The sequence below is a fragment of the Planococcus glaciei genome (genome assembly GCF_900099655.1).
GTDB classification, from domain to species: Bacteria; Bacillota; Bacilli; order Bacillales_A; family Planococcaceae; genus Planococcus; species Planococcus glaciei.
Genome location: NZ_FNDC01000015.1, coordinates 42,414 through 58,040, shown reverse-complemented (window position 1 = coordinate 58,040; position 15,627 = coordinate 42,414). Strand labels below are relative to the sequence as shown.

Genomic DNA, 15,627 nt, shown 5'->3' with positions numbered 1-15,627 from the left:
AGCGGGCAGGGTGTAACTCAGGTTCCATTCGTGGAAACCCGGAGGCGATTGGCGGGAACTCACAACTCATTCATGGAAACTCACCCCCCATTCGCGGGAACTCACCTCCTCTATTCAAAAAAAAAGCAGCTGCCTGCAATCAGCACCTGCCCAATAAATCCTATTAACTTCACTCCAGCGGCACCGTATGCGACACCATCCAGCTTTCCAGGCTTCGGCTGTAATACGCCGTAATTTTGTACCCGACTCCAGCCGGCGCTTCAACGCCGACTCTTCCAGGCTTGTTGTTCACTTTTGCGAAATCGCAAATGACCTGCACCGGCTGTCCGTTGGTGTTTTCCACATAAATCTCCAGTTCTTCCTTAAAGCGATGCTTCGGCGGAGCCGGCAAATTGATGATAGATGAGCCGATCAGGTTTCCTGCTTGATTGACCGTAATACGGGCTGTTTCTGCTGTATTGGATGCAAAATTACGGGTTGTTTCATTAATGAAATTATAAAAACGTCCGTTATGGAGCACGCTGGTCGTTTCGTAGTCGAAGGGCTGGTCCCTCAGGGAAGCAATTGAAGCGACGCCTCCAGCTGTTCCGTCCACCGGTTCTGCCAGCAGGGGTTCGATAATGCTGAGGCCAGATGGATAGTCCAAAATGACATTTGCGTAGCCGTTCGCTTCGAAATATGCATGGGTAATCGCATTGGAATAAGCGGGCGTCGTATTGATCATGCCGGAACCGATATGGATGCCGGCAATGCCGTTCGCATCGAAATTGCCGCCTTGTACATTATGTCCATAGAGACCTCTTACTACCAGCCCCGCTCCGGCATTGCCGACAAAGTGGCAGTCGTAGATGCCATAAACATTGTTGTCGCTGCCCCGGTCGGTCTGCAGTCCCGAGCCGATATGGATTTTGTACTCGGTGCCGGAACGAAATGCATTTCTTAAAGCAGGCGATACAGTGATGCTGTTCCTGCTCACTGAATTGATGTGGTAAACCGACCCCGGTCCGCTGCCGATTTTGATATAGGCACCGACATGGACATCGCTTGACTCCGGATTAAAGCGGGAAAAACTGATTTTGTCGCCGGATCCACTGCCGTCGCTTCCTTTCACGACTGTGCCGTTTTGCTCGAACTTGCAGGATTGGTCAAATACACATAGATTGTTATTGCCTTCTTCCGTAATCTGCAGCCCGTGTACTTTCGCCCAGCTGAATGATACGTTCGAGAAGGTTTTGTTCCGGATATTGCTCGCCAACATGCAGACTTTCGTATGCTGGACCGAACCGTTAAACGGATCGCTGCCTTTAAAAGTCAGCCCTTTGATATGCCCGTCCCCGCCGCGCATGCGGACCATATAATCCATTGGAGCAGAAGGCACGATGATGGTCGTCTTATCGCTGTAACCGACCCACGATACCGCTTTTTCTTCGTCGGTCACCGGCACTTCAAGCGGCTTGGAGATGCGGTATTGGCCGGGCGGGAAAAACAGCGTACCGCCGCCTTTGGCATTATAGGCAAAAGCGATGGCCTGCTGCAATGCCCGCCAGTCGTCCGCGTCGTCATCGCCTTTGGCTCCAAAGGCTTTGACGTTGAACGTTTTATCCGGCCGTTCGCTGAACGTCACTTCGTCGGCCATTTTCCTCAATCTATTTGCTGTTGCAAGCGTCTGCTTCTCTTTTTTATTCCCAAATGCCATCTAAATGCCCACTCCCCTGTTGTCATTCACCGACTAAAGACCCTCTATTGTGCTATTGTTACTTATTCAATAAACTCTTCGAAAGTCCTTCACTCCTTTAAAACTTTGTTTAGTTAAAAAGGAAGGTCTTCCAGACGGCTTCTATGCGACTCTTTTTCCTGCTGCTCCAGAAATTCACTGAACTGTTCCCACATATGGTAGCGGGGGTCTACCGTCTCATGCGATGCAAACAATTCCGCCATGAATTTGCCGAAAGAGTCCGGCCGCGCTTCATGGTCCCAGATCAAGTTGAAGTTCTTGCTGAAAGTCACCCGGTTGAAGTTGCCGAAAATCTGCGTCAGCGTGCCGACCAGCATGCGAATTTTCGAAATATGCGGCTTCTCCATAAAGCGGTTGCTGCTGTAAACCAATCCATCTCGGTCAATCAGCCGCACATTAAACGACAGCTCATAATCTTCAAGCACCAGCACCAAATTATTTTTCCCTACCATACGGCACCTCCTGAAAATAAAATACGAAACAGCCCAATTGCCAGAAAATATCTGGAACCGGGCTGATTCAATCATTTATTCAATATCTATCAAGTAAAACGAGGAACAGAAAAAGCAAAGTGGCCACGACATCCAAAGATTTCTTCATGCTTTTTATTAACCTTTCCCCGCCAGCATACAGGTGCCAATCATTCCACTTTCACTAATTGGCTCTCGACTCTTCCTTGTGCATTAATTGATTTCACTGTTGAAAAACCTTCCACCATGTAATACTTCAAACCGCTTTCCGTCGTCACTTCCGTCGCATTCGTAAAAGTTCTGTATGGGGTTCTGACGGTTTTATTGACTCCGGTGATCGTGTTCGTGATGGTTTCATCGCCAAGCCCGGTATTAAATGTCTTGCCGACGCGGACCGGGTAAACGAGCGCCAGGTCATATTCAGAATACGGATAGCCGAATGCGAACATCTGGTAATTCTCAAACTCCAGGTATTCGTAGGTATCCCCGTCCACTTGGACCGTCCACATAAATCCGTAAGCCAAGCCGCCCCGGTCCGGCACATCAGCGAAACGGTGGACCGCCGTTGTTCCATCTGACATTTGGTAGGTGTACGTTTTCGTTTTATCTTTTTGGTAGGAACGGGCAATGCGTGCGTCATTTTTAAATTCCGGTTCCAGGCCGCGTGCCAGGAAAGCGGAAAACTGGCCGCGCGTCACTTCCTGGCGTGGACGGAACGTGTTGTCGGAATAGCCGATTGTGATATTGGCCGCCAGCAGTTTGCTGATGGCTTCTGAATAATAGGCGTTTTGCGGCACGTCCTTGAACGAATGATTAAAACCTAATCCCAGATTGAATACACGCTCGACCACCACTGCCATCTCGCCGCGGTTGATCGGCGAATTCGGGCGGTAAAGGCCATTTCCATCGCCGCGGATATATCCTGCTTTAGCCGCTTCTGCGATGAAGCCGCTGGCGAAATGGCTCGCCGGCACATCACGGAACGGCGTCGCTTTTTGCGTGCCATCGAACCCTTTCAGCCGACCGATCATCACTGCAGCCTCAGCTCTTGTGACAACCGCATCCGGCCGGACAGTACCGTCTGGGTACCCCCGGATTACGCCTTTCTCCATTAAGTAATCAATCTCCTCATAAAATTGGTGGCTCTCCGGCATATCCGGAGCAGCGCCGGCAACAGGCAGAACCAGCAGCAGCGACATCACAAGAACAAGAGGACTCATCAGCTTTTTCATACAGACACTCCTTTCAGTTTCCCGTTTTCTACTTGCCTCCATTCTAACAATAAAAACTTACTAATATCTATATTATTTACTAAATAATCAGAAATATTTATACAAATTAAAACCGCATCCCATAGACGGATACGGTTCCTGCTTACTGTTCTATTTATCTTTTATTCTTCTGTAAGTTCCAAATACTCTTCTAACGCTTTGCCGCTGTCTTTCACTTTTTCAGCATTCTCAGCGCCTAAATAGCGGAAATGCCACGGCTCGTACTGATAGCCCGTTATGTGTTCCTTGCCTTCCAGGTAGCGCAGGATAAAACCGTATTTATGGGCATTATCTGCAAGCCACTGTCCTTCTGCTGTATCCGCAAACGACTTGCTCAACCCGGTATTGGAGGGGCTGCCAAAATCAAATGCCAATCCTGCCTGGTGCTCAGAGTGGCCGGCTTTTGCGCTGACCGTATCGGCTTGTTTTTGGCCGTAGCGATTCACGTAATTATCGTACAGGCCGGCTTGGTAGGAGTACGAACGGAATCCACTGACAGTTTTGATGGAAAGACCTTGTTCTTTTGCCTCTTGCAGCATATCCGAAACAGCTTGTTCCGCTTCCGGAACCACGCCCGGATTATAATCAGCAGGCAAAGCGTATTCCTTGTTGACGACTAAAATGCCATCGATATATGTTCCCGGCGTTTCAATAGAAGGCCCCGGATATTTTTCCGCTTTCTCTGCAGGAGCTTTAACTGCTTTTAGGTAAGCCGAATTCACATATCCCGTTTGATCGCCATAGGAAACTTCGACCCAGCCGCTTTTTCCGGAAATCAGTCGGACTGTCTCGCCTTCCGGGATTTCTGTAATGATGCTATATTGCACTCCGGCTCCTTCGCGCAGATTTAATTTATCTATCGTCACATGGGTTTGTGCTGCCGGTTTTTGTTCTTCTCTGTTTGACAGGAATTTCGAATTCACATAGCCTGTTTTTGCACCGTAGCGCACTTTCACCCAGGATCCGCTTTTTGACACTAATTCCACTTGCGCTTCTTTTGGAATGATTGTCACCACTGCGGTTTCTGCCGAAGCGCCGGAGCGAAGGTTCAAGTTTTCGATTGTTTGATATGTATGGGTGGATGCTTCTGCTTGAATTGCATGATTAAAAGGAAGCTTTTCTCCGAGCGGCGTCACAGTCAGCGCCAAAGCCGCTGCTGCACTGGCCAGGCCTGCATTCCTCAACCAAAATTGTTTTTTCATCGCTGGTTCTCTCCTTTTTCACCGCCTGGATTCTTCACATCGATATCCAGTTACGGTTGCTGTTTTATAGTCTTTTTATTTGATTCAATAAAATCTTAATAAAACATACTCTTTATATTACCTCTTTTCATAGGAAAAAACGTGATGCAAGGGTTCTAATTTTTTGCCAATCAAAAACCTGGAAGCTCCTTTTCTCAAAGTGACTTCCAGGTTTCAAATTTTTATAGTTGGACAGGTAAGGTATGCGACACCATCCAGGAGGAATTTCTCGGGCTGTAAAACACCGTAATGACAAACCCGATGCCTCCCGGAACAACGATCCCACGTTCGCCGGCTTGCTTGTTTACTCCGGCATGTTCACAGACCAAATGGACCGGCTGACCGCCGCTGTCTTCCACAAAAATTTCAAGCTTTTCTCCGAATTGGTGGCGGGGCACTGTCGGCAGCTGAATGACCGCCGGACTCCTAGCACCTGCCGGACGGTCAATAGCCAGCTGCGAAGTCCCTTCCATCTGATAAGAGCTGCTGCAGTCCGTTTTGGCCACATAACCATACTGCCGCCCGTTGTACGAGATGCTCGTCGAGTCAAAATCGAAATAATAGCCGCGCAGTGACGTAATCGAAGCGACGTCCCCTGCTGTTCCGTCGACCGGTTCTGCCAGCAGCGGATCCAGAACGGTAAGGCCGGATGGATAGTCCAGAATGACATTGGCATAGCCGTTGGCTTCAAAATAAGAATGGTTGATCGTATTTGAATAAGCGGGAGTCGTATTGATCATGCCGGAACCGATATGGATGCCGGTGATGCCGTTTGAATCGAAATTGCCTCCTTGGATGTGGTGGCCGTATAGACCGCGTACCATTAGCCCTGCTCCGGCATTGCCGACAAAATGGCAGTCGTAAATGCCGTAGACATTATTATCGCTGCCGCGGTCTGTCTGCAAACCGCAGCCGATATGGATGGCGTATTCGCTGCCTTCATCAAGCGGCTCTTTCAAGTCGGGCGATACGGTTATGCGGTCTGAAGTGACTGCGTCAATATGGTAAACCGACCCTTCCCCACTGCCTATTTTCAAATACGCGCCGACATGCACATCGTTCCTTACCGGATTGAAATCACGGAATTGAACCGTATCCGCTGAACCGCTGCCGTCCGTCCCTTTTGCCACTGTGCCATTTTGTGAAAAAACACAAAGCCGGTCGAAGACGCATAAATTGTTATTGCCTTCGCCCGTAATTTGCAGACCGTGCACCGCTCCCCAGACAAATGCAGCATTTGAAAATGCCTTGTCCCGGATATTGGTCGCAAGCATGCAGACTTTGGCGTTTTGGGCATAGCCGTTCAACGGATCCGTCCCCCGGAACTTGATGCCTTCGACCTTTCCGCCTTCTCCGCGCATCCGGACCAGATAATCCATCGGTTCGGACGGGGCAATCACGGTCGATTTGGAGCTATGGCCGATCCAGGAAACCGCATTGTCTGTGTCCGGCACTTCCAATGGCCGGCTGATCCGGTACAAACCCGGCGGGAAAAAGAGTGCACCGCCTCCCGGCTGCCGGTAGATCACATCAACCGCTTCCTGCAGCGCTTCCCAGTCATCCGATGTCCCGTCCCCTTTGGCGCCGAAGCATTTCACATTGTATGTACCATCCGTCGAATTGATATCGCTGCGCGTATCCAGCTCGCTTTTGCTTGGGCGGTTGCCGAATAGTTTCCCTGATTTTGATTTGAAAGGCATAGCATCTCGCTCCTTTAGGCATCATCTTAACTTAAGATTATAGAACTTTCAGAACTCTTTCAATCAAGAACTGGTTATAGTGGATCTTCCGTTTCCGAAATTCAAAACTCGAATGGACAAGCTAAAAGCCTATTTGCTTCATCAAAAAGCAAGCAACGCAAAATCTTTACCAGAGTTTCGAGTTGTTTCTATCGGTGTAATTTAAGTTTCTATCGTTGTTTTCTGCGTTTCTATCGAAGTTTCTCACATGTCTATCGATGTTTTCCAACTTCCTATCCATGTTTCGTGAAAAATCCGCGTCCTAAGTTCAAAATACAATTGGAAAAGCCCTTCGCCAAGGCGAAGGACTCCTTAAAGCCAAAGCGCTTTTTGCTGAGGCAAAAAGCAAGCAACCCAAAACCTTTATCAACGTTTCAAGTTGTCTTTATCGATGTAATTTAAGTTTCTATCGATGTTTTCTGCGTTTTTATCAAAGTTTCTCACATGTCTATCGAAGTTTCCTAACTTTCTATCGCTGTTCTCACCATACATTACAATCGAATATCCTCCCGCCCGGCAATCACAACTTGCACTGCCGTTTCCGCGAGCGGATCAAACTTCCGCAATTCCCCAAAACCAAGCCCGGTCAGCTCTTCAATCTGGGTGACCGGCACCTGGTAAGTCTGGAAGTCGCCGTAGACAAATTCCAAATCACCGAGCAGGTTTTCCTGCGATTGCAGGTAAGCGGTCGCAGAAAGCGTGCCGTCTTCTTTCCGCAAAACGGCCACTTTCCAAAACTGGGAAGGAATCTGGCAGCCGCGGTATACCACATCGCTTTCGCGGAATACCGGCCCGGTGAACACGGTCACTTTCAACCCATAGTCGCCGGCGTTGTCCAATATATAATTCTCCAGATCCAGCCAGGTCTTTTGGTTGAAATTTTTGTGCTGGGGAGCACAATTGGTGAAATGGAAGGTGTGTTCATTCGCTTTCACTGCATCGATTCCCCAGTTCGGATCTTGCCTTCTCGTCAGATGCCCGCGGTCAATGTCGTTGTTTTTATAGACTTCCGGCCCGACTTGGAATTCTTTTGGAATCCGGGGGTCGAAATACCACTTGTCGTTTTCGCGCCGGACTTCAATGAGCTGCGTGCCGTCAATATTGACGGCACTGTAAAACGCGAGTTTTCTCGACCGGCTCATGACAATCGAAAAATGCGTATAGTCGAGGATTTTTTTGCCGTCTTCCGTTCCCATGACATCCGTCTGCTGACTCTCATTCAATAACGGAAGCGGCACTTCAGCGTCCAGACCGAGAAATGCTGAATTATAGCCGGCCGCTCCGCTGTACCACTCGGCTTCCAACGTCCCGACTTCCATGGCGGGAACTAAAGAATCAGGAGCCGCCAGCAGCGCGTCGAGCAATTTGCGTCCGGCGCCGTCTTCCACGCCATTCCGGCGGAGCCGGAGAAACCGTAAAATCGAACTGATGCGGATGCCTTCATTGGCAATCCATTCCCCTTCGTTGTCGGGGTGCGGGATGCCGGCATGGTGCAGAGAAACGACCACCCATTGGTCGTTGAACACGGGCGAACCGGATGAGCCGGGTTCCGTGTCGCTGACGTAATGGACATAATCGGAAGAAATCGACTTGACTTCGTTTTCACGGAGGGTGACGGCTTTCGGTCCGCCTTTCGGATGCTGAATGATGCTCACGTATTCTCCTTCCAGCACTTTTCCGGTTTGCGGCAACAGCGGCAAATAGCCGAAATCAGCCAGCCGAACGCCTTCCGTGTCCACTTCATGGACCGCAACCAAGGTGAAATCAAGCCCTATATCGGTGATAAACAATTGTTCGGGCGCCAGCCGGAAAGAAACGATTTCCTTTGGCATGAAATTCACGTCGTCTTCGTAATTGAACTCCGCTACCGCATACTGCGCCGCATCAAATGCATCAAGTACATGATTGTTTGTGAGTAGAAGCGACGGCGCCACCATAAACCCTGTGCCGTAGCCTTCAATTTGCCCGCTCCGGTTGCGGAGGGAAATGCGGCAGACCGCTTTACTGACATCGAGCCCTGCCTGAAGATGGGCAATCGGGAACAAATCGCTTCGGTTGATGATGCGCTCCATCGCCAAATTGTCATGAACATTGATGATGCTACTGCGGCTCATCATGCGGGACTGCGCATCCTGTGTCGCGGCTGCACTTTGTTTTTCTGCATTAAACTGCAAATACCGTTTTAACGCCTGTTGTTCGATGTGAGCCAGTTTGCTCGTCTGCATAATCCCATCCGCTCCTTTGAGTAAACGAAGTGCTGTTGCCGGTTAAATTTCCCTTTAAAAAGTTCAAATATTCAATTTATTGACTTCCTATTATTTAGTTTAGCATAATCCCCCTCATTTCCCTTGCTACTAAAGACGCAAAAAAGCGGCTCTCAACTGCTCGTTTGAGAACCGCTTTTCCATTAGTTTTCAATAGTGCTTGCTACCGGCAAATCCTTGAATTCCTTCGCGATCCGCTCAAGTGCTTCCTGGATCAGCGGACGCGGCGACGGAATGCAGATGCGCTGATACATCAAGCCTTCTTCGCCAAACATACCGCCGTCTTCGAGAAGCACATTGGCTTTGTTATAGATGCGGTCATGGATTTCTTCAGCGTTAATGCCATAGCCGCTAAAATCGAGCCACAAAACATACGTCCCTTCCGGAATATACACTTTCACTTGCGGCATTTCTTTTGCGAAAAATTCTTTGGCGTATTGCATCGTGCCGTCGATATACGCTTTCAGCTGCTCGAGCCAGTCTTCACCTTCGTTGTAGACCGCGATCAACGCTGCTACCGTAAACGGCGATGGCAGCTGCATACCCATTTCAGTGGCGAACGTTGCACGCAAGTCTTCGTTCTGAATGATGACGTTTGTACAATGCAAGCCCGCTACATTGAAGGTTTTATTGATGGCCGTCAAAGTGATCAAGTTATCGGTATTGCCTGCGGCTTTTGCCATCGGGATAAACTTCTGGTCTTGGCGGATCAGGTCGCCGTGGATTTCGTCCGCCACAATCAGGACGTCATGCCGCGCACAAATTTCCGCTATTTTGCGCAGTTCTTCTGTGGTGAAGATGCGCCCCGTCGGATTATGCGGATGGCAAAGGATGAACATCTTCGTGTTTTCGTCTTTCGCCTTTTCTTCAAAATCTTTAAAATCGATGGTGTAATGCAAGTCAGCTCCCGCCACGAGTGGGCTGTTGACGACGACCCGTTCGTTCCCTTCAATTGCACCGGTGAACGGCGGATAGACCGGCCGCTGGATCAAGATCCCGTCGCCAGGCTTCGTAAAGGCTTTGACTGCAACATTCAATGCGTGAACCGTGCCGGGGCTGAAAACGATATCCTGCTTGCTCACTTTCCAATTGTGGCGCTTCAAGAACCACGATTCGATCGCTTCATAATATTCTTGCGGGAATACCGTATAGCCGAAAATCCGGTGGTCCACTGTTTTATGTAGGGCATCCACTAAAGGCTGCGGCACCGGCAAGTCCATATCCGCTGTAAACAACGGAATCGTGTCTTCGTCGTAGCGTTCTGTCAAGCCAAATTCCTTGATCAAGTCAGCGCCGTCCCACTTTAAAGAATACGTGCCTCGGCGGTTGATCATTTCATCAAAATTGTATTTCATGTCGCAACTTCCTTTCGTCTTAATCTCTCTTAAGTGTAACGCAACTAGTCTTTCATTACCCCACACCGTGCTTTGTTAAGCTGGGAACCGCTCTTTACTACTGTAAATTTCCCCTATAGCTTATAAAATTAATACTTCTGAAGTCGAAATAAATGCATGAATAAGGGTTACTCTTTATACTAGAAGGGTATTCTTTATTGCAATGAAAATTACCAGACAAAGGGGAACTGCAAAATGGAATTTGTGACGTTAAACAATGGATTAAAAATGCCGCAGCTTGGCTTTGGCGTCTGGCAAGTGCCGGATGATCAGGCAACTGCAGCTGTAGCGAAAGCCATCGAATCCGGTTACCGCTCGATTGATACCGCGATGATCTACCAAAACGAAAAAGGCGTCGGTGAAGCCATTAAAAATTCCGGCGTGGCACGCGAAGAACTTTTCATCACGACAAAAGTCTGGAACAGCGACCAAGGCTATGACAATGCCCTTCGCGCTTTTGATGAAAGTCTGGAGCGTTTAGGCCTCGATTACGTCGACCTTTACTTGATCCACTGGCCAACTCCTGACTTCGACCAATACGTCGATACATATAAAGCGCTTGAAAAGCTTTATAAAGATGGCCGCGTCAAAGCGATCGGCGTCTGCAACTTTGAAATTGAGCATTTGGAGCGCTTGCTGTCTGAATGCGACGTAGTGCCTGTCTTGAACCAGATTGAATGTCATCCGTACCTGGCTCAGAATGATTTGAAAGAATTCTGCGCAAAACACGACATTTTCGTTGAAGCCTGGAGTCCGCTTGACCAAGGCGGCGAAGTGCTGCAGGACGAAACCGTTCAGCAAATCGCACAAGCGCATAGCAAATCACCGGCACAAGTTGTGCTGCGCTGGCACTTGCAAAACAACACGATTGTCATTCCAAAATCTGTGACACCTTCGCGCATCGAAGAAAACTTCCAAGTATTCGATTTCGAGCTGTCCGCAGATGAAATGGAACAGATTAATGCCTTGAACAAAGACCGCCGCAAAGGCTCGCATCCGAATGAAATGAATGTGCGATAATCTGACTCAAAATAGTTCTGTGAAAAGCTTATTCCTTTTGGGATAGGCTTTTTCTCATTTCATAACAGCTCTTCAGTCTTTTTCTGATGGTTTAGAAAGTCGATTGGGTTCAATCCTGTAAAGCTTGTTCTCATTGCACAATTCTAATTTTTCAAAAATCACCAAAAAAACCTTCCAATATAAGTAATAAAATGTGATAATAGGACTAAACATTATTCCTACGAGGTGCCTATGCCATTTCTATTCTTACTTTTCATGATTATTCTTGCAGCCGTGTTAAAGTCTCCCGTTGTAAAGGGCTTTTTCGGGGAACTGGGTGTCCGCTCAGCTTTGAACAGACTCGATATAGAAGATTTCCGGGTCCTCCATAACATCACATTGAGCGACGGCAAGAAAACCACACAAATTGACCATGTAGTCATTGGGCGGACGGGCATTTTTGTAATCGAAACAAAGAATTACAAGGGCTGGATTTTCGGTTCCGAGAACAGCGCCAAATGGACGCAGACCATCTACAATTCCAGACGCCAGTTCCAAAACCCGATCCGCCAGAACTATGGCCACATCAAAATGCTGGAACATCATTTCCCGGGCTATAAACAGCCGATGGTGTCCATCATCAGTTTTTCCGGCAACAGCGTGTTGAAGAAAGTAGATGTAGCTTCCAGCCACATTCATGTTCTCCATACTGCCGGCATCGTACGTGCTATCCGCTCCTACCAGGAAACCATTCTGTCTAAACCGGCGATTGCCGCGTTTGCTGATCACTTGGAAAAAGCCAATATTAAAGATCCCAAGTTGAAAAAGCAGCATGTCCAGACCATTAAAGAAACCGAGCACCGGAAAAAGAGACAGTTTTCTGCAAACATCTGTCCAAATTGCGGAAGCCCGCTCGTCTCCCGTATCGGAAAACACGGCAATTTCAAAGGTTGCTCGTCTTTTCCAACATGCCGCTTTACCGCGTAATGGATTTACAAAACAAAAACCACGCTCAGCTAAATGAGCGTGGTTTTCCTATATTAGTTAATATCTTGTTCTATTTTCAGCTCGGTTCAGCCGGTTTTGAAATATCTTCAATGGCAGCGCCTGCGTGCATATCGGATGGGTCTTTCACGGCAACGTCTCCCAAGGAAACAATACCGAGCAGTTTGTCGCCTTCCACAATTGGCAAGCGGCGAATCTGGTGTTCAGCCATTAAGTCCGCAGCTTCTTCCAAGTCCATATCTGGCCGACCGGTTACAAGGTCTGCTGAAAGAATTTCTCTCACCGAGGCATCCAGCCCAAAATCGGCAGCAATGCCGCGTATAACTAGGTCACGGTCGGTGATGATTCCTGCCAATCTGCCGTTTTCAACAACCGGAATCGAACCAACATCCCACTCCATCATCATTCCGGCGATTTCTCGAAGCGACGCATCCATTGTGCAAGTTTGTACATCTGTCGTCATAATATCTATTACTTTCATGATTTGTAGCCTCCTTTTAGTTTTCCAACTAGCCGTAAGCGTTATTCACGAAGTTCAAGACAAAATCCTAACAATGCGAAACCGAACTTTTGACTTGTTCAACTGGGATCCGACACTAGCAGGACGGCCAGAGCATCCATGCTTTATTTACGTGGATTGATGATTTGAAGGTTTTAATGAGTTGATTCATCCGCCACCTCCTCTAATTTCACATCTATACTGTTCCCCCTTACCTGCCGGATAAACTGCTTCCTAAGTCTTAAAATGTCCACAAAAAATAGCCGCCCCAACTGGATATTGGAACGGCAGCTTTCTCTGCTTATTCAAATTTCGGTGCAACGCGCTTTTTCGTGGCCTGTTCATAGCTGTAAGCCAGTTCAATCAAACGCGGCTCACTCCAAGCCAGTCCGCTGAAGGTTACACCGACCGGCAAGCCTTTGCTCGTGTAACCTGCCGGCACCGTAATGGATGGATACCCGGCCCGCGCGGGTTTTGCCGCGCCGCGGTTGTTCTGGAACAAGAGTGCATCCAGGCCGTACTCCGCCATCACTTGGTCGATGCCTTCCGTAGTGGACATTCTAAGGTCGATTTCCCGGTGCTCCAAATAAACCGGATCTGCCGGGTCATCACTCAACGACTCGGCCTTTTCAAGAATCGCCTGCCCGAACTTCATGCGCATGTCCGGGTCCTGCTTGTTGAATTCGATGACGTCCGCAAGCGACTTCACCGGCACCTCTTCCGGAACCGTGCTCAAATAGGCATTGACGCCTCGTTTAAACTCATACCACATAACGTCCGATTCGAATTCCTGCTGGGGAATCGCCACTTCCACGATAATTGCTCCCTGCGCTTCCATCTCCGCCATCGCTTCTTCGATGATGGCCCGTTCTTCCGGTTCTTTGTCGTTCAGGTAGCTGTAATCGATGCCGATTCTTGCTCCCGACAGGCCGTCCACCTTCAAATGGGCGGTATAATCCGTCAAGCCTTTCCCAACACTCTGTTCTGTCGCCGGGTCCCGCTCATCCACTCCTGTCAGAACGCCGAGCGTAATGGCTGCGTCTGCCACGGTGCGTGCCATCGGGCCTGCTGTATCCTGGCTTTCCGCAATCGGAATGATGCCCGTGCGGCTCACCAAACCAACGGTCGGCTTGATGCCGACAATGGAATTGGCACTTGCTGGACTTAGAATAGACCCTGAAGTTTCCGTACCGATGCCTACAACAGCAAAGTTCGAGGCGATGCTCGCCCCGGTTCCGGAACTGGAACCGCCGACGCTTCCTGCTTCAAACACGTCCGCTTCGTAAGGGTTTAGCACTTGTCCGCCGAGGGCGCTATAGCCGCTCGGTGCCTGTTCATCTGCCATGAAATATGCCCACTCGCTCAAATTGACTTTGCCCAGGATAATGGCGCCGGCCTGGCGCAGCTGGGAAGCAATAAAGGCGTCTTCAATCGCAAAGTTGTCCTTTAATGCAATGGTCCCAGCTGTCGTCGGCATATCGTCCGTCGTGTTGATATTGTCTTTTACCAGGACGGGAATTCCATAGAGCGGCCCCTGCCCTTCCTGTCCCCGCATGCTATCGAGTTCTTCAGCAATTTTTAGGGCATCGGGATTGATGCTTAGCACCGAATTGATCTTCGGCCCATTTTTATCGTACATCTCGATCCGGTCCAAATAAGCCTGGACGAGTTCAACGGATGTCAGCACCTCTTCTTCAAACGCTTGCTGAATGACTTTGATCGTTGCTTCTTCTATTTCAAATGCGATTTTTTCCATAACCATCTGCCCCTGTCGTGTTGTAATTTCTTCCATTCCATCTTTCTCTATTATAAGTAATTATTCCGAAATGGGAAATAATATTCTGGCCAATATATTCTTATACCGAATAAAGGATTTAAAAAAGCGCATAAAGGGAAAATTTAACCTATAGCCCGCATATTGAAATGAGGGACAAACAATGGAAAACACTCAATTATTCGATGGCATTGAATTTCTGAAGACTATTTCCCTTCTGGAATTTTTTATGTTTTTCATTTACCTTTCCTTAATTTTTGCGCTGCGGTCGTTTCTTGTGTTTTTGCTGAAACAGCTCGGTTCCTCCAAGCGGTTTAACGAACGGATTTTCCCGATGCTCGAAGACTTGATGAATTGGCTCGCCATTTACAGTGCCATCCTTTTTTTTCTGTTATATTTCTCGGAAGAACAGTGGCTGTTTTATCCGTTTTATGAAACGGACGGCATCAAAGTATCGGTATTCTTGGTTGTAGTGGTCGCCATTGTGGTAAATTTTGCGAGCCATTTGGTGAAAGCATTCAACCGTTTCGTCATGCCCGTTTTCTACAAGCAATTTGGCGTTGATGAAAGCTTAAGCTATACGCTCAACCGGGTCATTTACTATGTCGTGATGTTGATTGCCTTAGCCATTGGGTTCACCGCCGTTGGCATGGATTTGACAGCGCTCGGCGTGGTCTTCGGCGTGCTTGGCATCGGCATCGGTTTTGGCGTACGCAACATCGCTGCGAATTTCGTGTCCGGCATCATCATTTTGTTTGAGCGGCCGATGAAAGTCGGCGAACTGGTCGAAATCGATAAAAATATTGGCCGGATCACAAAAATCACGCTGCGTTCCACTATCATTGAAACCTTAAAGAACGGGACACTTATCGTCCCCAATCAGTATTTCATCGAACAAATCGTCAAAAACCGTTCCAGCGCCAAACTGTTTGCCCGGGTAGTGGTGGGTGTCGCTTATGGCAACGACACCGAACAAGTGGATGCCCTGCTCCATGAAGCGGCCGTCAAGGAAATGCAGGCCTTCCCCGGAATTCCAAACGAGGCGCCGGATGTCCGCTTTATCAATTTCCGGGATTCTTCGCTTGATTTTGCAGTTGAGGTCCGGGTCGTCGATATCGAGATGAAAGAACAACTTGAAAGCCGGATCCGCCATGCAATCGCCGAACTTTTCATGAAACATGCCATCCGGCTGGCCGAAATGCCGAGTTCCAAAGAAACGTAAATCCCGATATCAGG

Annotated in this window: 12 protein-coding genes; 3 read left to right on the top strand and 9 right to left on the bottom strand. The window is 48.6% G+C overall.

From position 1 onward, the window contains the following. Positions 1-169 precede the first annotated feature (169 nt). From BLQ32_RS16295 to BLQ32_RS16265, 7 genes are all read right to left on the bottom strand, one after another. On the bottom strand, positions 170-1,696 hold the full coding sequence (locus BLQ32_RS16295; protein ID WP_074511188.1) for a glycosyl hydrolase family 28-related protein: 1,527 nt from the start codon (positions 1,694-1,696) through the stop codon (positions 170-172). Positions 1,697-1,809: 113 nt separating this feature from the next. After that, positions 1,810-2,187 (bottom strand): hypothetical protein, encoded by a 378-nt coding sequence (locus BLQ32_RS16290; RefSeq protein ID WP_074511186.1) that lies wholly within the window; start codon positions 2,185-2,187, stop codon positions 1,810-1,812. Between the two features lie 188 nt (positions 2,188-2,375). Then, positions 2,376-3,437, bottom strand: a complete 1,062-nt coding sequence (locus BLQ32_RS16285; protein ID WP_074511184.1) for an S-layer homology domain-containing protein — start codon at positions 3,435-3,437, stop codon at positions 2,376-2,378. A gap of 161 nt (positions 3,438-3,598) precedes the next feature. Continuing rightward, positions 3,599-4,678, bottom strand: coding sequence for a D-alanyl-D-alanine carboxypeptidase family protein (locus BLQ32_RS16280; RefSeq protein ID WP_074511182.1), 1,080 nt, complete (start codon positions 4,676-4,678; stop codon positions 3,599-3,601). A 221-nt stretch (positions 4,679-4,899) separates the two neighbouring features. After that, complete coding sequence (locus BLQ32_RS16275) at positions 4,900-6,417, bottom strand: glycosyl hydrolase family 28-related protein (RefSeq protein ID WP_074511180.1); 1,518 nt, start codon at positions 6,415-6,417, stop codon at positions 4,900-4,902. Between the two features lie 530 nt (positions 6,418-6,947). Beyond that, positions 6,948-8,681 (bottom strand): DNA/RNA non-specific endonuclease, encoded by a 1,734-nt coding sequence (locus tag BLQ32_RS16270; protein WP_074511178.1) that lies wholly within the window; start codon positions 8,679-8,681, stop codon positions 6,948-6,950. Positions 8,682-8,863: 182 nt separating this feature from the next. Then, the gene (locus BLQ32_RS16265) at positions 8,864-10,075 is read right to left on the bottom strand and encodes a MalY/PatB family protein (RefSeq protein WP_074511176.1); all 1,212 of its coding nucleotides are present in this window, start codon (positions 10,073-10,075) and stop codon (positions 8,864-8,866) included. A 234-nt stretch (positions 10,076-10,309) separates the two neighbouring features. On the opposite strand from BLQ32_RS16265, the gene BLQ32_RS16260 reads away from it, so the two are divergent. Both BLQ32_RS16260 and BLQ32_RS20060 read left to right on the top strand, forming a co-directional pair. Continuing rightward, the gene (locus BLQ32_RS16260) at positions 10,310-11,134 is read left to right on the top strand and encodes an aldo/keto reductase (protein ID WP_074511174.1); all 825 of its coding nucleotides are present in this window, start codon (positions 10,310-10,312) and stop codon (positions 11,132-11,134) included. Between the two features lie 231 nt (positions 11,135-11,365). After that, entirely contained in the window at positions 11,366-12,100 is a 735-nt protein-coding gene (locus BLQ32_RS20060; RefSeq protein ID WP_074511173.1) for a nuclease-related domain-containing protein, read from the top strand. 76 nt (positions 12,101-12,176) lie between these two features. Here BLQ32_RS20060 and BLQ32_RS16250 read toward each other — a convergent pair whose 3' ends face one another. Together BLQ32_RS16250 and BLQ32_RS16245 are read right to left on the bottom strand one after the other, a co-directional pair. Beyond that, complete coding sequence (locus BLQ32_RS16250) at positions 12,177-12,599, bottom strand: CBS domain-containing protein (protein ID WP_074511171.1); 423 nt, start codon at positions 12,597-12,599, stop codon at positions 12,177-12,179. A 319-nt stretch (positions 12,600-12,918) separates the two neighbouring features. Then, positions 12,919-14,373, bottom strand: coding sequence for an amidase family protein (locus tag BLQ32_RS16245; RefSeq protein ID WP_074511170.1), 1,455 nt, complete (start codon positions 14,371-14,373; stop codon positions 12,919-12,921). A gap of 181 nt (positions 14,374-14,554) precedes the next feature. Here BLQ32_RS16245 and BLQ32_RS16240 point away from each other — a divergent pair, with 181 nt between their 5' ends. Continuing rightward, a complete protein-coding gene (locus BLQ32_RS16240) occupies positions 14,555-15,613 on the top strand; it encodes a mechanosensitive ion channel family protein (protein WP_083335375.1) in 1,059 nt (352 codons plus the stop codon). Positions 15,614-15,627 lie beyond the last annotated feature (14 nt).